Below are 22,278 nucleotides of genomic sequence, written 5' to 3'. Positions count from 1 at the left end.
TAACGCCAACATCAAGGCTTAGCTTGGTTAGGATGCTGACGAAGCCAAACCTGCACCAGTTCAATTTCTCGCTGCTGGTCTTTCAGGACAAGAAAGGCTATTTTTTGCAGACCCTCGTCGCGGCCCAGCTCCAGCTCGGCGTGGGCCAGCGTGATGGAGTTCTGGTGGTGGGGTATGAGCAGGGCAGCGTAGTCGTGGTCGATGCTACCGGTGCCGGCATCTTCCTGCTTGGGGGTGTGGTGGTGGTTGAGAGAGTCGGGGCCAGCTTCTACCTTGGCGATGCTGCGATGGGCCGCCGGATGCAGACCATTGGTGGCCGCCTCCAGCAATTCCGCTAGCTCGTCCGACTGCATGGTGTGCGTGGGAAACGCGGGGGGCTGGGCCCGGATGCGCCGAATGGCCGAGTCGAGGCCGAAAATGAGTTGCTGGTGGGCCTGGTGAATGTCCCGCGCAATGCGCCGCAGTTCCGGGTCGTGGCCCTGCTGCAGTTCCAGTGCGGACATGGCCACGGCTGCGCGGTGGTTTTCGCGCATGAGCCGGGCAAAGTACAGGTCCAGGTCGGTACCCGGCGGGAGAGCTTTGGAGTGCGCGGCCATGGTGTGCAGCGCCGCCATCATGGTGGCGGGGGCGCCAGCTTCGTGAACGTCGGCCGTCTCCTCGGGGCCGCTGCGGCAGCTGCCCAGAAGCAGGCCGCCCGCCAGCAGCACGGGATATGCTGTACGGTACAGGAAGGTGAATGTGGGCGGCATAGTGATAATACGGAGGCGCTGAACCAGTGGAATTAGGCCACGGTGGTGCTGACTACGTGGCTGCGGGCCTCCGGCTCGCCCTGCTGGGTTTCATGCTGCACGTAGTATTCCAGTAAGGTGCCGGGCGCAAAGGTGTCGGTGTCAAGGAAGGGTGAGCGGGCGTTGACAGCCACCCGCTGCCAAGTGGAAGCCTCGCCCCCAACGCGGCGAAAGACGTGGGCGACTTCTAGCATTTCCTTCGAGAAAGCCAGGTGGCGGCCGGTGGGCTTCAGGGTCAGGTCAATTTTGGCGGTGTGCATGCGTAGCGTATTCGAAAAGGGTGGGTCAGGCAACCATGCCCAGAATCAGAAACAGAAGAAAGCCCACGAAAAAGGCCAGCGTGAGCAGCGGGGTTTCGGTTTCCTCGTGCGCTTCGGTCAGCAACTCTTCGGTGACCAGAAACAGCAGCGCGGCCAGGCCAAAGGAAAGCACGATTTCCAGCATATTGCCGGTGGCCCCACGCAGCACGGTGGTGCCGATGCCCGCCCCGACCAGCAGCATGAGCGACGTGCCGGCCACAATCGCGACGGTCCGGCCCTTGCCGTGGCCGTCCTGCCGCAACTCAATGGCCGTGGCCAGGCCCAGCGACAGCAGCTCGATGGTGAGGGCAATGGCCAGCAGGGTGCCTTCCTTTGCGCCCGCCGCAAAGCCGATGCCCAGCAGCAGCCCGTCGATGAGAATATCAATGCCGATGGCCACCAGCAGGCCCCAGGGCAGGGAGGCCGCGCCGGGGAGCGCTGTAGCGTCAGTGCCAGCCGCTGGCTCATTGCCGGCTTCTCCGGGCTCCTCTTTCTTTTCGAGGCGCTGGGTGAAGTAGCGCAGCCCCAGCATGGTGGCCACGCCCAGCCCGAAGCCCAGCGCCACTTCGTAGGGTGCGTGGTGCTGCACAATGTCGGGCAGCAGCTCGACGGCCACAACCGAGAAGATGACGCCCGCCGCGAAGTGCAGAATGGCGCTGCGCAGCTTCGGGCCCGGGGCCCGCCACACGGCCAGGGCGGCGCCGGCAATCATGACCACGGCCGGCAGCAGCGAGAAGCCCAGCATGGTGGACCAGGGTGGCGTGACAGCGGTGGGAATCGTAAGCAGCATAGAAGCAGCAGGTTAAAGTGTTAGGGAATAGGAGTTGCCGCGTGGGTCTTGAGCCAGCGCTGGTACTGCTTAATTTCGGCCTGCTCATCGCGCACAATCTGGCGGGCGGCGTTTCTTACCTCCGCGTCCTTGCCAAAGGACAGCTCCGTTTGGGCCAGGGCCACCCCGGTTTGGTGGTGCACCTGCATGAGCGTGGCAAAATCGACATCGACGGTGCCGGGCAGGGGCGGCGGCTGGCGCAGGGGAGCCAGCGCAGCCGAGATGCGGCGCACAAACGGGTCTTTGAGGTTGCCCGGCCGGTACTCCTGGCCCGCCGGCGGCTGCCGGGTCAGGGCCAGCGCCAGCACGTGGTTGTCGCGCTCATGTCCCTTGAGCACGTGCTGGGCCAGGGCGCGCAGAGTCGAGTCTTTACCACGGGCAACTTCTACCGCGGCCAGGCGCTGGGCGCCGGCGTGGTGCACGCTCATCAGGCGGGCAAAGTCCTCGTCCCAGCACCCGAGGCGGCGCACCGTATCGAGCTGCTGCGCCAGCAGCCGCAAGGTGTCGCCCAGGGCCGGGGGCGCGGCCACGGGAGCCGGCTTGGGCTTCTCGCCAGCGTGCACTTCCTGCTCGTGCTCATCGGTGTCGTGCTTGGAGTTGCAGCTGCCGATGAACAGGCTGACACCGAGCAACAGGACCAGTAAAAAGGGGGGATGCTTCATGTTTCGTGCTTCAGTGAGTGCCTGATGGCCTATGGTTTGGCGCTTACTGCTTTGCTGGTGAAGTCCATGCGCTGAATCCGCACGGCGTTGAGAATAGCCAGCAGGGCCACGCCCACGTCGGCAAACACGGCTTCCCACATGGTGGCCACGCCGCCGGCCCCCAGCGCCAGCACGATGCCCTTCACGATAAAGGCCAGCCAGATGTTCTGCCAGACCACGTTGTGGGTGGCGCGGGCGATGCGCCGGGCGGTGGCAATCTTGCTCGGGTGGTCGGTCTGAATCACCACGTCGGCCGTTTCGATGGTGGCATCCGAGCCCAGCCCGCCCATGGCGATGCCCACATCGGCCAGCGCCACCACGGGGGCATCGTTCACGCCGTCGCCCACGAAGGCCAGCTTTCGGCCCTCGGTAAGGTACTGCTGCACGTAGCGGGCCTTGTCTTCGGGCAGCAGCCCGCCGTGGGCTTCGGTGATGCCCAGCTCTTTGGCCACGCGCTGCACGATGCTGTCCTTGTCGCCGGAGAGCATGACCACCTTGCTGATGCCGTCGGCTTTCAGCTCCTGCACGGCGCGGGCCGCGTCCTCTTTCGGGGCGTCAGCCACGGTCAGGTAGCCGGCATATTTTCCGTCCACAGCTGCCACCACGATGCTGTCCACCACCTGGTCGACTTCGGCCGGGTAGGCCACGTTGAACTTGGCCAGAAGCTTGGTGTTGCCGGCCAGCACGTCGCGGCCATCCACCTTGCCGCGCAGGCCGTGTCCGGCGATTTCCTCCACGTTATCGACGGGCACCCCCGTCGCGGCCGCCCCGACGTGGGCCACCACCGCCTTGGCAATGGGGTGGGTTGATTTGGTTTCCAGCGCGCCCACCAGGCGCAGCAGCTGCTCGGGGGTGGTGCCGGCCGCCGGCTGCACCTGCTGCACGGCAAACACCCCTTGGGTGAGCGTGCCGGTTTTGTCCATCACCACGGTGTCAATCTCGCGCAGCACGTCCAGGAAGTTGGAGCCCTTGAAGAGGATGCCCGCTTTCGAGGCTGCGCCGATGCCGCCGAAGTAGCCCAGCGGAATGCTGATAACCAGCGCGCAGGGGCAGGAAATGACCAAGAACACCAGCGCCCGGTAGAGCCAGTCGCGGAACACGTAGTCGTTCACCACGAAGTAGGGCACCACGATGAGCAGCACGGCCAGCCCCACCACGATGGGCGTGTAGATTTTGGCAAACTTGGTGATAAACTGCTGGGTCTTGGCCTTCCGGCCCACCGCGTCCTGCACCATGGCCAGGATTTTCGAGAGCTTGGTGTCCTTGAACGCCGCCGTCACGGTCACCTGAATCAGGGACTCCAGGTTAATCATGCCCGCCAGCACCGCCTCGCCGGGCTGCTTGGTTTGCGGGGCCGACTCGCCGGTGAGCGCGGCCGTATTGAAGTTGGCTGCCGTGGTATTGAGCGTGCCGTCGAGGGCCACTTTCTCCCCGGGTCGCACTTCCATCACGTCGCCCACCTGCACCGCTTTGGGGTCGAGCACGAGCGGTTTACCGCCGCGCACCACCGTCACTTCGGTGGCCTGAATTTCGAGCAGGGCCCGGATGCTGCGCTTGGCGCGGTTCACGGCCGCGTCCTGAAACAGCTCGCCCACGGTGTAGAACAGCATCACGGCCACGCCCTCCGGGTACTCGCCGATGGCGAAAGCCCCGAGCGTAGCCAGGCTCATGAGCAGAAACTCGTTGAAAATGTTGCCGCTGGGAATGCTGAGCACGGCGGCTTTCACCACCTTCCAGCCCACCAGCACGAAGGCCAGCCCGTACCAGGCTAGGCGCACGTAGCCGCTGAAAAGGCCGACTTTATAGTAGTCCAGCGCGATGCCAATGAGCAGCAGCGCGAAGCTGATGCCCGGCACCAGGTAGGGGTTGTCGCCGGCCGGGCCGTGGTCGTGCTCGTCGTCGTCCATGTCCAACTCACCGGGGTCGTGGTCATGGCCGGCGTGGTTCTCGTCGTCGGCGGGGGCGTGGTCGTGGCCTGGCACGTCGTGGCCCTGGGGCGCGGCGGCGGCTTCGGGCGTGAGCTGGTCGCGGCTGAGCGCGCCCACGTTTTCGGGCTGCACCTGCTTGGCGGTGTTCAGCTCTTCGTTGAGCTTGTCGGATGATGGGTCAGGCATGAAAGTCGGTCAGAATGTTAAAGAGAAATCTACCGGTTCAGGCACGGGGCCAGAACAGGATAATGCCAATACCCACGAAGCAGACAACCCCACCGATGACATCGAAGCGGTCGGGCCGGAAGCCATCGAAGTACCAGGCCCAGGCGATGGACATGACGATGAAAATGCCGCCGTACACGGCGTAGGTTTTGCCAAACGAGGTGGGCTGCCAGGTGGCCACCCAGCCGTAGAGCATGAGCAAGACTGCCCCCACGGCCCCCATCCAGCCCGGCCGGTCCGATTTGAGCCACTGCCACATGAGGTAGCCGCCCCCGATTTCGCAGAGGCCAGCCAGGAAGAAAATCAGCAGCGGTTTGAGCAGGTGAAGCATGGGCGTGAAGGCAAAAGCGTCTTATTCTTCCTCCTCGGCGTTTTTGAGCTTGCCGAGCAGGGCGTAAGCCCCCTCTACGACAAAGCGCAGCGGTTTGCCCTGTTCGGTCGCCGGCAGGTGAAACTCGGTGTAGCCGTCTTCGCTCACGCCCCGCGTCACGGGCACGAGACGGTAGGTGGCCCGGCCGGCCGCGGCGGCCGAATCGGCGGCCACGAACACGTAGGACTGGGCGCCGTACTGCACCACCGCTTTTTCCGGCAGCGTGGGCACGGTGACGCGGTTGGTTTCAATAACGGCCCGCACGAAGGTGCCCGGCAGCAGCTGCTCATCCTCGCGGTCCTGGTGGGCGTGGATGCGCACGGTGCGCTCGGGGCTGATGGACTTGCTGATGAGGTAGACGTGGGCGGTGCGCTCGCGGCTGAGGGAGTCGTTGCCGAGTGAGAAGCGCACCAGTTGGCCCTCTTTCACCTGCGGAATATCCTTCTCAAACACCGTTAGCTCCACGTGCAGGTGCTCGGGGTTGACGATTTCAAACAGCACGTCGGTGGGCGTCACGCTCTGGCCGATGCTCACGTTCACGGCCTTCACGAAGCCACCCTTGGGCGCGCGCAGCGTGGCCGTGCTCACGATGGCCCCGCCGATGGGCAGGCCGGCCAGGCGCAGGCGGGCGGCCTGGGCGTTGGTTTTCACTTGCAGAGCCTCGTACTCGGCCTGGGCGCGCTGGAAGTTCTTCTGGGGCGCGACCTCCTGCCGGTACAGCTCGCCCTGCCGCTCGTACTCGGCGCGGGCCAGTTTGAGCTGGCTGCGGGTTTCGAGGTAGTCCTGCTGGAGCTGCACGAAATCGGGGTTGCGGATGACGGCCAGCACCTGGCCGGCGCGCACCCGCGAGCCCTGCAGCAGGTCGGTCCGGTCCACGAAGCCACCGAGCGGGGCGCTGACCGATACCAGATTTTCGGGCGGCACGTCGAGCACGCCGTTCACTTTCAGCCCCCCGCTCATGGGGCGCTGGGTGATGCTGCCCAGGCGCACTCCGCCCACCTGCTGCTCGGCAGTGGTGAGCGTGACGCGGTCGGCGGGGCCTTTCTCGGCCGCTTCCCCGCCGGGGGCGGCGGCGGTCGTTTCTTCTTTTTCCGTGGGGGCTTCCGGGGAGCCGCAGCCGCTTAGCAGGCTGAGCAGCACCAGGGAGAGGGGGATATAGCGCATGATGATTCTGAAGTTGAAGGGAAAAGGCGGCGCGCGGCGCGGGCCGGGCTACTGGCTGCCCAGCAGGTATTCCAGCTCGATAACGGTCTGGTTGTGTTGCAGCAGCGCGTCGAGGTAGTCGAGGCGCAGGCGGCGGGCGCGCTCCAGGTTGAGCAGGTATTCGGAGTAGCCGGTCTCGCCCGCTTTGTAGGCAATGGTCGAGAGGCGGGTGATGACCGTGGCCTGCGGCAAGGCCGTGCTTTCGAAGTAGGCCAGGCGCTGCTGCTGCTCGGTGCGCCGCAGCAGCAGCTCATCGAGCTGGCCGGCCAGCTCGGCCCGGTAGCGCTCGTAGCCGGCCTGGGCCACCTGCTCCTGCAGGCGGGCGGCCTGCACCCTCGCTTTTTGGGGCCGCCGCCACAGCGGCACGGCCACGCCAGCCTGCACGCCCTGAAAGCGGGAGCCCCCGCCGAAGTAGCGTTCGGTGCCGGCCGCGTCGAGGCGCTGGTAGCCGATGATGCTCTGGTTGAAGTAGCCCACGGTGAACTCGGGCAGCCCGGCCGCCTGCGCCACCCGGGTTTCGGCCCGCCGCTCGGCTACCTGCTGGGCCAGCACCCGCGCCTGCGGGTTGGTAAGCTTCAGCAGTGTGTCGGCCAGGGCCGGGGCCGTAGTGTCGGCCAGCTGGGCGGCCCCCAGCAGCGCGAGCGGCCGGAGCACGCTGTCGGCCAGGGCAACGGCGGCCGGCACTTGCAGCAGCGCCTGCAGTTGGCGCTGGGCCACCCGGAAGTCGGTGCGGGCCGCCCGCAGCTGGGTGCGGATTTCGCCCTGCTGCACCAGGGCCGTGGCAGGTTCGAGGCGGGCGGTCTCCCCGGTTTTGAAGCGCAGGTTGGCCGCGCGCAGAAATTCTGAGTAGAGGCTGTCCTGCCCCCGCAGCACCCGCAGGCGGTGGCGGGCGTGCACGGCCTGCTCGTAGCTCAGGCGCACCTGCCGGCGCAAGTCGGCCTGCACCTGCGCCAGCTGGGCCTGCTGGCCGGCAATGCGGGCGTCGGCTAGGCCGGCGGCGCTGCGGTACACGCCGGGCAGGGCCAGCGACTGGGTGAGGGTGAACTGGTTGTCGCGGTTCAGGGAGTTGTACTGCCCGTAGCTGCCGGTGAGCGTGGTGCGGCCGAAGTCGTAGGCCGTGCGGCGAATGGCCTGCTGGGCTTCCAGCGCCCGGGTGCCGGCCAGCACCGTGCCATTGGTTTGCAGGGCCTGGCTTACGGCCTGCGCGGCGGTGAGCGGACCCTGCGCCCGGCCCAGCAGGGGCAGGCCGAGCAGTAGCAACAGCAGTGCCGGGGCCACGGGCAGGCTCTTCGCGGGGACCGTCGGGATGGTTTCGGGCGGCGATTCAACCGGTGGTCCGCCAGCTTTCACGCGTTCCGAAAGGGCGTAGAGCACCGGCAGCACCAGCAGCGTGAGCAGCGTGGCCGACACCAGCCCGCCGATGACCACGGTGGCCAGCGGGCGCTGCACTTCGGCCCCGGCCGACTGGGCCAGGGCCATAGGCAGGAAGCCGAGCGAGGCCACGGTGGCCGTCATCAGCACCGGCCGCAGGCGCACTTCGGTGCCGCGCAGGATGCGCTCCATCAGGTCGGTCACGCCTTCGGCCTTGAGCTGGTTGAAGTAGCCGATGAGCACGATGCCGTTGAGCACGGCCACGCCAAAGAGGGCAATGAAGCCCACGCCGGCCGAGATGCTGAACGGCATGCCGCGCAGCCACAGGGCCGCGATGCCGCCGATGGCCGAGAGCGGAATGGCCGTGAATATCATCACCGACTGCTTGAAGGAGCGGAAGGTGAAAAACAGCAGCACGAAAATCAGCACCAGCGCCACGGGCACCGCCACGCTCAGGCGGTCGGTGGCCTGGCGCAGATTCTCGAACTGGCCGCCGTAGGTGGTGTAGTAGCCGGGGGCGAACTTGAGCTGCCGGTCTATTTTCCCCTGTAGTTCCTTTACGACGGTTTCCACGTCGCGGCCCCGCACGTTGAAGGCCACGCTGATGCGCCGCTTGGCGTCGTCGCGCTGAATCTGGTTGGGGCCTTCGCGCAGCTCGACATTGGCCACCTGCTCCAGGGGCACCTGGCGGCCGTTGGGGGCGGCGATGAAGAGGCGGCGCACGCTGTTGATGTCCTTGCGCAAATCCTGACGCAGGCGCAGCACGAGGTCGAAGCGGCGCTCCTGCTCGAACACCTGACCGGCCGTTTCGCCGGCGAAAGCCGTTTGCACCGTGCGGTTCACGTCGGCCACGTTCAGCCCGAACTGGGCGAGGCGGTTGCGGTCAAGTGCCACCACGATTTGGGGCAGGCCGGTCACCTGCTCCACGTACACGTCTGCGGCCCCCTGCACCTGGCGCACGAGCCGGCCGGCCTGCTGGGCGTAGTCGGCCAGCTGCTGGAGGTCCTCGCCGTAGATTTTCAGTACCACGTCCTGCTTGGCGCCCGAAATCAGTTCGTTGAAGCGCATCTGGATGGGCTGTTGGAAACCAAAGGTGACGCCGGGTATGACGCGCAGGGCTTGGGCCATTTTATCGGCCAGGGCCTCGCGGTTGTCGGCCGAAGTCCAGTCCTTTTGGTCCTTGAGAATAACCATCAGGTCGGCCGCTTCCACCGGCATGGGGTCGGTGGGTATCTCGCCGGCCCCGATTTTGGCCACGACCTCCTTGACTTCGGGAAACTGCTTTTTGAGGATGCCGCCGGCTTTCTGGGCCTGCTCAATGGTGTAGCTCAGCGAGGAGCCGGTCAGCACGCGCATCTCCACCGCAAAGTCCCCTTCGCTCAGGGTCGGGATGAACTCGCCGCCCAGGGTGCGAAACAGGAAAAAGCCGCCCACCAGCAGGCCCGCCGCCGTGAGCAGCACCGCCGCCTGGTGGCGCAGCGCCCCCTTGAGCAGCGGGTGGTAGAGGCGGGTGTAAAAGTCCATCATCCGGTCGGAAAAGGTCTTTTTGTTCTCCGTCGAGCGGCTCAGGGCCAGCGCCGACATCATCGGCACGTAGGTCAAACTCAGGATAAACGCCCCGAGAATGGCGAAGGCCACGGTTTCGGCCATGGGCCGGAACATCTTGCCCTCGATGCCGGCCAGGGCCAGCAGCGGCAGGTACACGATGAGGATGATAATTTCCCCGAACGCGGCCGAGGAGCGAATTTTGCTGGCCGCGTGGTAGGTTTCGTCGTTCATCTGCTCGGTGCTCAGGCGGTTGCCCGGCACCTGCAACTGCCCGCCGTGCAGGCGGTGAATGATGGCCTCGACGATGATGACGGCCCCGTCCACAATCAGCCCGAAGTCAATTGCGCCCAGGCTCATCAGGTTGCCCGACACGCCGAACAGGCGCATCATGCTCACGGCAAAGAGCATGGCCAGCGGAATGACCGAGGCCACCACCAGCCCGGCGCGCCAGTTGCCCAGAAACAGCACCAGCACGAACACCACAATCAGGGCTCCTTCCAGCAGGTTCTTGCTTACCGTATGAATGGCGCGGTCCACCAGGTTCGAGCGGTCCAAAAAGGGCTCGACACTCACGCCCTCGGGCAGCGTTTTGCGGATGGTGGCCATGCGCTTCTGCACGTCCTTGATGACTTCGGCCGCGTTGGCCCCTTTGAGCATGAGCACCAGCCCGCCGGTCACTTCGCCCTGGTCGTTCAGGGTCATGGCCCCGTAGCGCACGGCCGCGCCGTAGCGTACTTCGGCCACGTCGCGCACGAGCACGGGCAGGCCGGTGCTCGTGCTGCGGACGACGATGTTGCCGATGTCGGCTGGCGAGGTGGCCAGGCCTTCGGTGCGGATGAACGCGGCCGTGGGGTTCTGGTCGAGGTAGGCCCCGCCGGCGTTCTGGTTGTTGCTGGCCACGGCCTGGTACACCTCATTGACCGTGACGCCCAGTGAGCGCAGGCGCTCGGGGTCAAGGGCCACTTCGTACTGCTTGAGCAGCCCGCCGAAGCTGCTCACGTCGGCCACGCCGGGCGTGCCCAGCAGTTGCCGGCGCACAATCCAGTCCTGAATGGTGCGCAGCTCGGTGGCGTTATACTTCTTCTCGAAGCCCGGCTTGGCGCGCACCAGGTACTGGTACACCTCGCCCAGGCCGGTGCTGAGCGGGGCTAGCTCGGGGCGGCCCGTGCCGGCCGGAATCTGGCTTTCGGCCTCCTGCAGCCGCTGCGAAACTTGGGTGCGGGCCCAGTAAATGTCGGTCTGGTCCTCAAACACGACGGTGACCACCGAGAGGCCGAAGCGCGAGAAGGAGCGTACCTCGACCTGCCCGGGGATAGTGGCCATGGCCTGCTCCACGGGAAAAGATACCAGCCGCTCAATCTCCTGGGCGGCCAGCGAGGGAGCTACCGTGTAGACCACGACCTGGTTGCTGGTGATGTCAGGCAGCGCGTCAATCGGCAGCCGACTGAGCGAGTAGCCGCCCCAGGCCACCAGGGCCAGGGTCAGCAGCCCGATGATGAGCTTGTTGTGAATGGAAAAATGAATCAGCCGGTCGAACATCCGCTGGTTGGGGTTAGGTCTAACGCTTCCGTGAAACCCTGCGGCCCGCTGGCTCCGGCACTAGCGGCGGGAGCAAAAGGGGCATAACCGATTCAGCGCCAAGCGCCAAATCGCCCGTCACGCGCGGCGACGGGCCACCCGAAGAAGGTGGTCAGCAGGAAAAAAGGGGAAGGGTTAGGCCTGGGGCGGCTGCCACACGGACCCGAGCGCCCGCGTCGGGGCAGCCACGACCAGCCGGCCGTGCCGAAGGCTGGTGGCCCACTCGGCGGGCGGCGAGTACGCCACCTGGTTTGCTAGGGGCAGGGGCATCACGGCCCCGCCGCAGCAGTGGCACTGGCACAGCGGCGAGCACCAGTCACCCAGCGCGCCGGCCCCGCAATCGGAGTGCGAAGCGGCCACGGTGGTTTGCTGCTGGTCTTTGCACACGGGTACTTCGTCCGTGCAGGAAAGGCACGAGAGGCAGGCGAAGTAGAAGGCAAAAAACAGGGCTAGCAGGCGCATGTGCGGGCAAAGGTAGCGAATCCGGGTGAACGAGCCGGGATTTTGGGCTGGGGCACTTACCGCGCAACTTACCAAAAGGGGCGCTCTCGTTAGGTACGGGGCACCGACGCAGACAGCTGATAAGTCAGGGATTTTCCGTGCTGGCCCCGCGTGAAGTCCATGAACACCCGGCTCTGCTTCAGGGCATGGAACTCTGGCTCAACCAGCTTTGGCGCGCCTGGCTTTACGCAACCAGCCACGCCATTCGTCCGTGCGCTTCCAGCAGGGCCACCGTGTGGTGCCAGTAGAACAGCGCGTCGCCCGGCACCGAGCGCAGCTTGTTGAGGTAGTTGAAGTCGGGATGCGGCACGAAGAAGGTGCGCGGGTCAGCGCCGGGCACTGGCCGGGGCAAGGGGGAATAGTCCTGGGTGAGCAATCGTGCCGCGAGATAAGCCACGCGGGCGGCGGCGGCCACGGCCTGGTCTTCGCGAAACGCACCGTCGATAACGAAGTTGCGGAAGCCGGCAATGCCCCGGCGCAGCTCGGCCGGGGCCAGTTCCTTGGCCGGGGCTCGGTTAAGCTTCATCTGGGCCAGCAGCAGGGCCGTTTGCAGGGCATCAACCAGCACATCGGCCGCGCTTGTTTCAGCCAGGTGGCGGTAGCGCAGCTCCTTGGCCACGGTGGCGGCAAACGACTCGGCCACGGTGGCCACGTCCTGCACCTGGTCAAAGAGCACGCCCACGTCGAAGAGCTGTTTGATGATTTCCAACTCCTTGCCCTTGCCGTAGAGAATGCCGGTGGTGCGCGGGGCAAAGGCCGTGAGCTTGTCGCCGGCGATGGATTCGACGCTCGGCGCGGCCACGCGCAGCGGTTCGCCCGCCTGGTGCAGGAACGGGGAGGCCACCGGCACTTGCAGTACCTGCGGGTAGTTGTGCTCCTCAAACAGTAAATCGATGGCGATGGACCGCTGCGGGTGCTCGGCCAGTAATTGCTGGTCCAGGGCCGAGTCGTAGAACACGTAGTAGTGGCCCCGCGGCACATCGTCCTTGTGGCTGCGGGTGGCGTCGTAGGCAAACGAGCGAAACGGTGGCTGCGCGCAAACCTGCGTCAGGGCCGCCTCAATGGCCGCCAGTTCGGCCTGGGTAACCAAATCCACGTCCACGGAAAAGCGCCGGGCCTGGCCCAGCACGAGCACTAGGCAGGTGCCGCCCTTAAACGTGAAGGGCAGCCCGGTTTCGACCAACCGTTCAACCAGGGTGAGGGCCAGAATCATTTTTTCCAGAATGGAAGGGTCCAGGCCGGGGCGCTGCCGGCAGTGGTCCATCATCCACTCGCGGGTAAAAGAAGTTGTGGTAATCATGCGGGAAGCAGCGAAGAGAGGCCCACGGCCAGCAGCAGCTCGCGGAGGGCCGGCGCTTTGCCCCGCCGCTTGGCGTAGGAGAACAGGGTGCGGGCATCGAGCCGGTACTGGCGGGCGGCCGTGCGGTAAATGGTGCGCAGTTCCTCGCCCTGGTAGGCCGCAAACAGCGTGGGGTCGCTGAGCAGGTCCACCAGCAGCTTCTCCAGGCGCGGCACGGGCACGTCGGCCACGCGCTGCACGGGGGCGCGGCTCACCAGCGGCAGCACCAGTACGGCGTCGGGGGTTTCGGCCACGTACAGCTCCAGCACGCGGGCATCGGGCTGCAAAAACACGCGCCCCCCCAGCCGGTCTTTCAGGGCGTAGTAAGTTGATTGCAACGCCTCCGGCTCCACTTCTACCAGCTGCACCGTGCGCATCAGTTGGTGGGTGGCGAAGTCGTTCAGCCACTGCGTGGTCCACGCGCAGCCACTGCTTAGGAATAACTCGGTCGCCACTGCCTGCCACAGGCTCGCCAGCTCCGGTGGCATCGTCGGGGTGAAGTCGGCTCCCGAAGTCCCACCCGGTAGGGCATACACGCCCCGGCCCGCGTGCGCCAGCTGGTTGCGCTGGGTCAGCCGGTGCAGGTACACGTCGAGCGTGGCCTGCTTAAGCGTCGGGTTCAGCGTGGCCACCCGCGCCAGCAGCTCCTTGCGGGAAAGCACGGGCTGAGTGCCGAACCAATCAGGAAGCTGAGCCTCTACGGTTGCCAGGAAGTGCTCGTCAGACGAATGCATGCTGCAAGATACGCCAATAAAAGCCAATAAGTGGCATACCTTTCACGCTGCTTTTAAGCCTGGCGTTGGGTGGCCATTCGCAATGCGGTCAGGTCCAGCGTGGCCAAGGGTAGGGGAGCGGCCAGGCCTGCCCCCTGAATCAAATCGCGGGCCCAGGCGGCCAGGTCAGCTGCGTAAATCATTGGCCGGCCGGTTTTGTCCTCATACCCGGTTTTGCCGCGCAGGAAGGCCGCCAACTCGGGCCGCAGGGCCATGGGTACCGCCGCCAGGGGCTGCTCGGGGCAGGTGGGCAGGAGCAGCGAGTTCAGATAATCCCGTAGCGCTTGGTAAGCAGCTTGGCTGGTAGAAGTCATCAATTGAAAGAGGGCAGCGGGTAGCTGAAATAATTGCCACAAGTGACAAATGGAGCGCTATTGCTCGTGGTGAGCGATGGGATGACGACTGCATCCGAAGGGCAGTTGGGCGAACCCCTCCGGGCCGGGCTGTGCGGGGCTCCGGCGGGGCCTGCGGTCCTGCGGACTACACCCCTCCCATCCCTTTCGCGAACCAAAGGAAAAGCCGGCTGCCCAATCCGTTGCCGCATCAAGGAGAAGCGGCCGATTATGCCTGAGAAGAGCGAATACAGAACAAAAGGGGAAAATCAGAATCCATGCCAAATGCAGTGATATAAAGCGCAGTAATTGACACTTTAATTTACATATTATTGAAACATTAATGCGGACTTTTGCGTTTAAATAGTATAAGCAGCAAGCATAAAACCAACCTGTTAAGTCATGAAAAAGCCCGCTCCTTTCGCTCCCCGCCCCGACGTGTACGAAATCATTACCAACCGCATTATTCTGGCGTTGGAGAACGGCGTGACCCCGTGGAAAAAGCCGTGGAACGCCGCCCATGGTGCGCCCCGCAACTACCGCAGCAAGCACGTGTATCAGGGCGTAAATGCCCTGCTGCTGGGGATGCTGGAGTATGAGCACCCCTATTTCCTGACCTACAACCAAGCCAAGGAGCTGGGCGGGCAGGTGCGCCGAGGCGAGAAGGGCATGCCGGTGGTGTTCTTCACCGTAACTAAGAAGGAGGACGGCAAGGGCGAGGAGAAGAAAAAGGCGTTTCTCAAATACTCCACGGTGTTCAACGTGGCCCAGATTGACGGCGTAGCGTGGTCGTTTCCCGAGCTGCCCAGCCGCGAGCACACGCCCGAGCAGGCTGCTGAGCAGGTGTTGGCCGGTTACGTGGGTGGCCCCCGCGTGCTGCACAAGGGCAGCGAAGCCCTGTACCGCACCAGCACCGACACCGTGACCATGCCCGAGGCCAGCGACTTCCACACGGCCGAGGACTACTACCACACCCTGTTTCACGAGCTGACTCACTCCACCGGCCACGCCAAGCGGCTGGACCGGGCCACGCTCACCGAACTAGCCGCCTTTGGCAGCGAAACCTACGCCAAGGAAGAACTGGTGGCCGAGTTGGGGGCCTCCTTCCTGAGCCACGCGGCCGGGCTGGACTTGACCCGCACCGAACCCAGCAGCGCCAGCTACTTAGCCAACTGGCTGCAAGCCCTGCGCAACGACAAACAGCTAATTATTTCCGCCGCTAGCCAAGGCCAGAAAGCCGCCAACCACATTCTGGGCATTGTGCCCAGCTACGAAGCGGAGGAAGCCCCCAGTGCCGAAGCCACGCCGCAGTAAGGCCAACGGCCGCCCGATGGAGCCATTCCGTCGGGCAGCCACCGGGGCGGGAAACAAAAGGAGATTGCAATTGCAAAAAGACAACTGCTAAAGCGGTACAAAAGGGAAAAATCCGCCATTGCAATACTCCTAGTGGCTGCTTTAATAGTCAATAATTATCACTTTAATTTACATATTATTGAAACATTAATACCGGTTTTTGCGTTTAATAAGTATAAGCAACAAACGATAAAACAGCTCTTTATCCATGGTTGACGAAGCTTTTGACTTAGCCCCCGGCGAGGTGTGGGCCGACCGGTTCGACCCTGCCGACGAAGCCGCTAACGTGCTGCCGGCAGTATCCGCCGCCGAGCTGGCCGCTTGGGAAGCCGCCCCCTGGTTCTAGCCGATTCATTTCTCACTTCATTCCCCTTGCCGCAGTATGAAAAACGCTCCTGCCACTCGCCCCGCCCGCCGCATTCCCGCCGCCCGCTTAGCCCGGCTCCGCGCTGCCAACGCCGCCAAACGTCAGGCCCGCGAGGATGCCTGGCAAGCCCGCCAGGATGCCGCCGAGCAGCTAACCAACCCGGTGCCCGAGTTCGAGGCCGCGCCCCGCTTAACGATGTTGCCCGGTGGGCTGCATTGGTCGGCCCAGCAGCCCGTGCCAGCGGTAGGAGCCACGGTAACGGTGAACCGCGACGGCCACCAGGAGCGGGCCGAGGTGAAAGGCTACACCCACGCCGCCGGCTTTCTGGGACTGGTTACCGAAACCACCCACCACGCCAGGACCGCCAGCCGGCGCAAGCGCAGCAGCCCCCGCGCCGGCGTGGTATTCGGCAGCCAGCTGGCCCTTGCCGCCTAGCCCCCGGCTCATCTTCTTCCTACTCCTTTTCCCCTTTCCCCTTTCCCCTTCGATATGATAACTCCCGCCCCCGCCGCCAAGCAGCCCCAAATCAGCCCCCTCGATTGGGCCGGCGACCCGCAGCAGTGCCCGCAGTGGGTAGGATTTCCCACCCGCGCCGGCTTACCGGCCGGCCTGCAATGGTCGGGCCGGGGCGAGGTGCCCGCCATCGGTGCCCGCGTTCATGTCCACATGAACAGCATCGGCCCGGCCAAGGTGAAAGCGTATTTTCACGCCGAAGGCTATTTGGGGGTGCTTTGTCAGCCGGATAAGATGCCCAAGCATCTGGCGAAGCACGGCGCAACGCTGGGGAATTTCTTCGGCCGGGAGCTGGAGCCCTACACGCCCGGCCCGGCAGCGCCGGCCCAGGTGCCCGAAGTGGTAGAAATCCGCTCGCAGGAGTACCGGGTGATTCCGGCCCCGCTCTACTACCGCCACCTGCACACCGGTCGCATTACGGTGGTGTACGGTGGGCTGGCCGACTACTACGGCTTTTATGAGGTGGAAGCTTTCACCGGCACGGACCGGCAGGACGCAGCTCAACTGGCTGACCCGGCCAACTGGCAGGAAATTCCTGAGCACCACTACCTAGAGGTTCACGAGGCCAGCCACGAGCGCAAGGGGCCGCAGCTTTTCGCCCTCCGCGCCGGCACGGCGGACCAGGTGGACTACCTGACCGAGCAGTTCCCCGGCCCGTTCCGCGTCCCCGCCGCTGTGCCTTACACCTTCGACCAGTACGACACGCTGAGTGCCTTGGCTGAGGTGATGAAGGAGCAGGGCGAGCAGTACCGGGGCCGCATCGTGGAGAAAAACGAGTGGCGGACGTGGGTAGCTTTTGAGGAAGAGATGGGCGGCAGTGGGGAGTGCCCGTGGGAGCGGGTACAGCTCGACTTGGGCCAGCTGCCGCTCGATAGCTACGCCTACATTTCGGGCCGCAAGGCCACGGCCGAAGAAGGGGAGGGCAATGGGCGGGTTACGCTTTGGCAGCAGCCCGACGGGCAGTACTACGTGGAAACCGAGCCCCGCTTTCACTACGGCCCCAATTACCCCAACCTGACCCCGCTAACTCTGGCCGAGGTGCAGGCGCAGTATGCCTTCGACTTCACCCCCAACGGGCAGGAGCCCGGGCCGGCCGAGCACGGCGACTGGATTCCGGAGTACCCGCCCCAGGAGGGCGACGAGCTGGCTGACAACCAGGACAGCACCGACTACCCGGAGCACCCGGCCGATGAGCAGCGCGACTAACCCCACTTTTTACAATTGCAAAATCTTATGCTACCGAACCTCCCCGCCATCGAAACCCACGCCGGCCGCATTGCCATTGGGGCCACCGTCCGCAGTACCCGCTACCGCGACGTGCAGGGCGTGGTGACCGCCATTTACTGGAATGGCTACCACTATGCCATTAAAGTAAACGACCGCCACAGCGACGACGCGGGCCAGTACGAGCTGCTTTCTGAAAACACCCACCAGGGCTTTAATTACGTCAATCCGAACACCCAGCAGGTGCTAAGCGGCAAGTTTGAGGTACTGCTACCAGCGGAGGGCGACCGGATATATTTTGCCGATACCGCTGAGCAGGCCATTGCCTTGCTGGCGGCTACCATCGGTCTGCGCGACCAGGCCCGCGAAGTCGAGTACCTGAAGCAGCGGGCCGCGGCTGGCCCGGTGGACGAGCTGCGTTGGCGTGGGCAGGCCGTGGGCAGCATCGTTGGCCAGCTCGCTTACGTGAGCACTGGCACTGGCAAGCGGCACCCGGCCCCCGGGTTTCTGGTGGGGCAGCAGGTGCATTTTTTCAGCCCCCACACGGCCCACACGGTTAGCGGGCTGGCTTTGTACAAGGACCGCCTGAACTACGGCCAGACGCAGTGGCACTACTTCTACGAAGGCGCAAAGGGTACCCATCACCCCATGAGCGAGGCCAACACCACGGCCGCGTCGGCAGAGTTGGCCGCGTAGCCTATCGTTTTACAACTGCAAAACCAGCAGCTCATTTCTCCCTTTTGTTATGGCTTACCCCACCCCCCAGGAAATCACGGCTAAAGCCGCTGCCCAAGGTTTTCGCGTTGGCGCTTACGTTCACATGAGCACCCGCAACGCCGACACGGCCGCGCCCATCCGCGAGTTTTCCAGCATTAATGGCCAGGTGCAGGCCGTTTGGATGAATGGCGCTTGCCGCAATCTGCTGGGCGAGTTGCGCCTAAGCTGCCAGCACCGCCTACCGTACCAATTTCCGGCCGGCTATGACTTCCTGACCAGCCCGCAGCTCGTGGCCGAGGCTAGCCGCCAAGCGGGCAGCAATATGGCCCCCAGCACCTACACGGCCGCCAGGGTGAAGGGCTACGGCACCGAGGCTGCGGATACGTGGATAACCACCGACCCCCGCCCCGAGCACGAGGACGCGGTATACCGGAGCCTACGGCCCCAGCCCGAGCCGGCTCCCTTCGCGGAATTGAGCCCGAACATGGAATTCCTGTTGGCTGGCCAACTCGTCACCGTGGCCGACGTGGCACACTGGCTGGATGCCGACCCCAAGCAGGCCGGAAAGCTGTTCAAGCAAATGCAGCACCTGTACGGCCCTAAGCCCACTATGCTCAACTTGGGTATGTTCAGCTGCGCTACCGAGATGGCCCCGATGGTGGGTAGCGTGATGCTCGCCAGGAAACAAGCCCAGGGCCGGTAGCCTCGCCCGCCTGAGCGCTAAACGAAAGCGCCCCGGTCAGCTGACCGGGGCGCTTTCGCTCGGGGACCGGTGGCCGCCTACAAAAGGAGAAACCACCGTGTTGTTTAACAACATCCCTACTACTGAATGGGGCATCAAGTAAGCCGCAGTGCTAGCCCAGGTAAGGTTTCAGGGCCTTCGAGCGGGTGGTGTGCTTGAGGCGGCGAATGGCTTTTTCCTTAATCTGCCTGACCCGCTCGCGGGTCAGGCTAAACTTCTCGCCAATCTCTTCCAACGTCAGCGCCGCGTGACCATTCAGTCCGAAGTGGAGCGTCACGACGTCCGCCTCGCGCAGGGTCAGGGTCGAGAGGGCCCGCTGGACCTCCCGGCGCAGGGAGTCGTCCAGCAAGCCGGCATCAGGGCTTTCCGCGCCCTCATCTTGCATCACGTCGAGCAGGCGGTTTTCCTCGCCCTGCACGAAGGGCGCATCCATTGAGACGTGGCGGCCCCCGATTTTTAGCGTGTCCGTCACCTCAGTGGTGCTGAGCTCCAGCAGCTCGGCAATCTCATCGGCCGAGGGTTCACGCTCGAACTTCTGCTCCAGTTCGGAGAACGAGCGGCTGATTTTGTTGAGCGAGCCCACCCGGTTCAGGGGCAGGCGCACGATGCGGCTCTGCTCGGCCAGGGCCTGCAGGATGCTCTGGCGAATCCACCACACGGCGTAGGAGATGAACTTGAAGCCCTTGGTCTCATCGAAGCGCTTGGCTGCTTTAATCAACCCTAGGTTGCCCTCGTTGATGAGGTCGCCCAGGGTCAGGCCCTGGTTTTGGTATTGCTTCGACACCGAGACAACGAAACGCAGGTTGGCCTTGGTCAGCTTTTCGAGGGCCATCTGGTCGCCCTCGCGAATGCGCTGGGCCAGCTCTACTTCCTCGTCTATCGACACCAAACTCACTTTGCCAATTTCCTGGAGGTACTTGTCCAGCGACTGGCTTTCGCGGTTGGTAATCTGTTTGCTGATTTTGAGCTGTCTCATGCGGTAACGGTACTTCTTGTTTTGGTTTATAAACGGGAAGAACCCGCCCCCGGCGCTGGGCGCTGCGGCCGGGTCCAATAAGTATCAAGATGCCGCCCTGCGGAAAGGTTCACGGCGCGAGAAAACTCCCGGTCCAGTCAGGTAACTGCCGGGGCTGGGAGGCCCTAGAATCGGCATCGCAGCCGAATCCGCTTCACTGATTGCAGGGAAGGACTTGGGGACACACCCAGAAGTAGGCTTAAGCAACCCAATCATTTAACGCTTGCACCAAACGTTTATCCAAGGCCCTGATAAACCGTTGCCTGATACCTAGCGACTGTCGTACTGTAAATTAGGATTATAGCACCTCAGCTAATCGTAATTGAGCCGTTGGCATTCAAAGACGATTGCCTCATCATCACATGAGGCAACTCACTTGCTATTAAGGTGGTCAGTGCTTGTTTTTCGTTGTCTGGCATCAAAGCACCGAATATAACTTCTTTTATGGCTGCTTTTGGAAGCTTAATCGTTCTATCTGAATTAGTTGCGTTGTTCGTGAAGAATAGCTTCTGCGCTCTGTATTCTTGTTCGAATTCCCATTTTTCTTCCTTGGAATAAACCTGGGTTACTATCTGCTCTTCGATTGAGTGCCGAGGACTTGGATAAATTATAGGCAACGTTTCATAGTAGTTGACCTTCCCGCCGCCACCAAAAAAACTGAATGTAAGTCTGGAGTCAAAGCCTACGCATATGCCCGTATGGCCGCCAGCGTATTTCGTCCACATTTCGGGTAACGCATTCTTTTCCGTAAGGCTCAGGACACCAAACCGATTGCATAATTGCACAAACATCTGCTCCATGTATTCCCTCACTGATGCTTTGTCCCTCAGTGGGCTTTTCTCAAACCAGTGAACAGCAAATGCTTTGTGCTGCTCAGGAGTGAAATTCGGATGCCGTTCTAAGGAATCGGTTAAATACCGCTTATAAATTTCATCGTCTGTAAGCAGGTCATACCGGGTCAGGTTTTTGCAGTCTACAGGGTCTTCGAATGTCAGGGGCGAAGCAAAAAAGACCTCCTGATTCGTTAGGATGGTTTTGTGAAAAGGATGAGAATCATCCCAAAACCGATACTTGTATACGATGTCCGGTAACTCAATTTTATCAAGTGATGTCTGCCTAGTAAAAATCGCCATGGGTTGAATTATCGGGGTAGGTGTGCTGCAATGCTCAATAAAATATCTCGCTATCAGTGGTTTAACTGGTAGAATTCCGAGTGTCAGTTCTAAACGTGGACCACTGAAGCGTTACCAACTAAGCTTTAGTAAAGGGCTTATAAATTCAGCGCCTGTTGCACAATCAGCTTGGCCTCGGCCGCCTCGTTCTTGGCGTCGATTTTTGCTTGCTTGGCGTCTTCCAGCGCCTGCTTGCCGGCCCGCACGAAGGCCGCGTTGCAGTAGCGCAGCTTGTCATCAATGTGCCGGTTGGAGCGGTTCTTCAGCTCCCAGGCCTTGAGCAGCTCCAGCGCACCTTCCTGTTTGAGGATGGGGGCGTATTTGACGATGTTGGCATCGGTCACCTTCCAGTCGCGCAGCCGGGCGATGATGCTGCCGGTGGCCGCGTTTTCCAGCCAGGACGCGGGGATGTCTTTCAGCGTCGGTCCCTTCTTCAACTCGAACCGAAACCGGATAATCTTCTTGCGGCCCCGGGTGGGCCGGGTGGTTTCGTAGATGGGGGTGAAAGTGAACTCGAAGTCGGTGCCGGCCAGCTCCTTTTCCGGCTCCTTCATGGTGTTAGCGATGAGCAGCATGGTGTTGGGGTACTTCATCAGCGCCTTGCCGGTCTTGCCCTTCTTCACCTGCCCGCGCTTGTCGTACTCGTACCAGCAGTCCATGTACTGCCGATACTCTTCCACCGGCACTTCCCAGTAGCCTTTGTCCTGCCAAGCAGCCAGGATTTCGAAGAATCGCATGCTGTACCAGCTTTTCAGGTTCATGTAGCCGTGCAGCGGAAACTTGCTGAAGTGGGCCGCCTTCACCAAGTAGGGGGCCAGCTGCGGGTTGAGCAGGATGGTGATTATGCCGTCCTTGTAGCCCACACGCTGCTCGCGGGTGGTGTCGAGCAGGTGCCGGAAGTACCATTCCTTCTTCTCGATGCTCTCAAACTCCCACTTCACGTCGGCCAACTCATAGAGCGCGCCCTTGATTTTCGAATACGCCGTTTCCGGCTCAATGTCGGTGCCCTCCAGAATGGAGGAGATGTGCAGCTGATAGAAATCTCGCAGCTGGTAGTCGTTGTCCCGAATCTGGTCAATCACCCGCGCCATGATGCGCTTGCCGTACACCGAAATCTTCTTCTGGTGGGCAAAGGTGACGTTCCAGTGCTGCTTGACTTCCCCCCGGTATTCGGGTTCGTACTTGAGGTCCAGCTCCAGCATCGGAGCCGCCGGGACGCGGGAGATACGTTTATCAGCCATGGAGTTAAGCAGCAGGTAGCGGTGGGAAGCATACGCAAGATATACCAAAACAGCTAAAAAGGTAAGGTGCCACTTCGCCTACCTTACCTTTTGCCGTAGCCCGCCCCCGGTTACCCGCCAGCGAGGCGGGCATTGACGTGACCAGTACC

21 protein-coding genes are annotated in these 22,278 nt (G+C 63.1%); 6 read left to right on the top strand and 15 right to left on the bottom strand.

The annotated features are described in order from the left end of the window. Nucleotides 1-11: 11 nt before the first annotated feature. The 12 genes from I2I01_RS22440 to I2I01_RS22385 form a co-directional block, all read right to left on the bottom strand. Entirely contained in the window at nt 12-749 is a 738-nt protein-coding gene (locus I2I01_RS22440) for a DUF305 domain-containing protein (RefSeq protein WP_196288776.1), read from the bottom strand. 32 nt (nt 750-781) lie between these two features. Then, on the bottom strand, nt 782-1,048 hold the full coding sequence (locus I2I01_RS22435; protein WP_196288775.1) for a hypothetical protein: 267 nt from the start codon (nt 1,046-1,048) through the stop codon (nt 782-784). 25 nt (nt 1,049-1,073) lie between these two features. Next, nucleotides 1,074-1,877, bottom strand: coding sequence for a ZIP family metal transporter (locus tag I2I01_RS22430; protein WP_230679270.1), 804 nt, complete (start codon nt 1,875-1,877; stop codon nt 1,074-1,076). A 20-nt stretch (nt 1,878-1,897) separates the two neighbouring features. Beyond that, a complete protein-coding gene (locus tag I2I01_RS22425; protein ID WP_196288774.1) occupies nt 1,898-2,578 on the bottom strand; it encodes a DUF305 domain-containing protein in 681 nt (226 codons plus the stop codon). Between the two features lie 29 nt (nt 2,579-2,607). Beyond that, nucleotides 2,608-4,731, bottom strand: coding sequence for a heavy metal translocating P-type ATPase (locus I2I01_RS22420; protein WP_196288773.1), 2,124 nt, complete (start codon nt 4,729-4,731; stop codon nt 2,608-2,610). Between the two features lie 37 nt (nt 4,732-4,768). Further along, nucleotides 4,769-5,101: a YnfA family protein gene (locus I2I01_RS22415; RefSeq protein ID WP_196288772.1), complete on the bottom strand. Its 333-nt coding sequence runs from the start codon at nt 5,099-5,101 to the stop codon at nt 4,769-4,771. 21 nt (nt 5,102-5,122) lie between these two features. Then, complete coding sequence (locus tag I2I01_RS22410) at nt 5,123-6,304, bottom strand: efflux RND transporter periplasmic adaptor subunit (RefSeq protein ID WP_196288771.1); 1,182 nt, start codon at nt 6,302-6,304, stop codon at nt 5,123-5,125. Between the two features lie 48 nt (nt 6,305-6,352). Further along, on the bottom strand, nt 6,353-10,801 hold the full coding sequence (locus tag I2I01_RS22405; protein ID WP_196288770.1) for a CusA/CzcA family heavy metal efflux RND transporter: 4,449 nt from the start codon (nt 10,799-10,801) through the stop codon (nt 6,353-6,355). A gap of 174 nt (nt 10,802-10,975) precedes the next feature. Then, nucleotides 10,976-11,302 carry a DUF6660 family protein gene (locus I2I01_RS22400; protein ID WP_196288769.1) on the bottom strand — a complete coding sequence of 109 codons (327 nt, stop codon included), beginning with the start codon at nt 11,300-11,302 and terminating at the stop codon, nt 10,976-10,978. Nucleotides 11,303-11,525: 223 nt separating this feature from the next. Further along, the gene (locus tag I2I01_RS22395; protein WP_196288768.1) at nt 11,526-12,641 is read right to left on the bottom strand and encodes a nucleotidyl transferase AbiEii/AbiGii toxin family protein; all 1,116 of its coding nucleotides are present in this window, start codon (nt 12,639-12,641) and stop codon (nt 11,526-11,528) included. After that, nucleotides 12,638-13,414: a DUF6577 family protein gene (locus I2I01_RS22390; protein ID WP_196288767.1), complete on the bottom strand. Its 777-nt coding sequence runs from the start codon at nt 13,412-13,414 to the stop codon at nt 12,638-12,640. Before I2I01_RS22390 ends, I2I01_RS22395 begins: the two co-directional genes overlap by 4 nt. Before the next feature lie 53 nt (nt 13,415-13,467). After that, nucleotides 13,468-13,767 (bottom strand): hypothetical protein, encoded by a 300-nt coding sequence (locus I2I01_RS22385; RefSeq protein WP_196288766.1) that lies wholly within the window; start codon nt 13,765-13,767, stop codon nt 13,468-13,470. A 420-nt stretch (nt 13,768-14,187) separates the two neighbouring features. On the opposite strand from I2I01_RS22385, the gene I2I01_RS22380 reads away from it, so the two are divergent. The 6 genes from I2I01_RS22380 (at nt 14,188) to I2I01_RS22355 (ending at nt 18,662) form a co-directional block, all read left to right on the top strand. After that, nucleotides 14,188-15,099 (top strand): ArdC family protein, encoded by a 912-nt coding sequence (locus I2I01_RS22380; protein ID WP_196288765.1) that lies wholly within the window; start codon nt 14,188-14,190, stop codon nt 15,097-15,099. A 247-nt stretch (nt 15,100-15,346) separates the two neighbouring features. Then, the gene (locus I2I01_RS22375; protein WP_196288764.1) at nt 15,347-15,484 is read left to right on the top strand and encodes a hypothetical protein; all 138 of its coding nucleotides are present in this window, start codon (nt 15,347-15,349) and stop codon (nt 15,482-15,484) included. 36 nt (nt 15,485-15,520) lie between these two features. Next, nucleotides 15,521-15,940, top strand: coding sequence for a hypothetical protein (locus I2I01_RS22370; protein WP_196288763.1), 420 nt, complete (start codon nt 15,521-15,523; stop codon nt 15,938-15,940). Between the two features lie 54 nt (nt 15,941-15,994). Next, on the top strand, nt 15,995-17,224 hold the full coding sequence (locus I2I01_RS22365) for a hypothetical protein (protein ID WP_196288762.1): 1,230 nt from the start codon (nt 15,995-15,997) through the stop codon (nt 17,222-17,224). 27 nt (nt 17,225-17,251) lie between these two features. Next, nucleotides 17,252-17,938, top strand: coding sequence for a hypothetical protein (locus I2I01_RS22360; RefSeq protein WP_196288761.1), 687 nt, complete (start codon nt 17,252-17,254; stop codon nt 17,936-17,938). A gap of 49 nt (nt 17,939-17,987) precedes the next feature. Continuing rightward, the gene (locus I2I01_RS22355; protein ID WP_196288760.1) at nt 17,988-18,662 is read left to right on the top strand and encodes a hypothetical protein; all 675 of its coding nucleotides are present in this window, start codon (nt 17,988-17,990) and stop codon (nt 18,660-18,662) included. Nucleotides 18,663-18,813: 151 nt separating this feature from the next. Here I2I01_RS22355 and I2I01_RS22350 read toward each other — a convergent pair whose 3' ends face one another. From I2I01_RS22350 to I2I01_RS22340, 3 genes are all read right to left on the bottom strand, one after another. Continuing rightward, nucleotides 18,814-19,677: a sigma-70 family RNA polymerase sigma factor gene (locus tag I2I01_RS22350; protein WP_196288759.1), complete on the bottom strand. Its 864-nt coding sequence runs from the start codon at nt 19,675-19,677 to the stop codon at nt 18,814-18,816. A 347-nt stretch (nt 19,678-20,024) separates the two neighbouring features. Beyond that, nucleotides 20,025-20,849 (bottom strand): DUF2971 domain-containing protein, encoded by an 825-nt coding sequence (locus tag I2I01_RS22345; protein ID WP_196288758.1) that lies wholly within the window; start codon nt 20,847-20,849, stop codon nt 20,025-20,027. Between the two features lie 137 nt (nt 20,850-20,986). Further along, nucleotides 20,987-22,129, bottom strand: a complete 1,143-nt coding sequence (locus I2I01_RS22340) for a replication initiation protein (RefSeq protein ID WP_196288757.1) — start codon at nt 22,127-22,129, stop codon at nt 20,987-20,989. Between the last annotated feature and the right edge of the window lie 149 nt (nt 22,130-22,278).

The sequence above is a fragment of the Hymenobacter properus genome (assembly GCF_015694735.1).
Classification (GTDB): Bacteria; Bacteroidota; Bacteroidia; order Cytophagales; family Hymenobacteraceae; genus Hymenobacter; species Hymenobacter properus.
The sequence above is the reverse complement of the archived record's forward strand: the minus strand, read 5'-3'. Positions and strand labels throughout refer to the sequence as shown.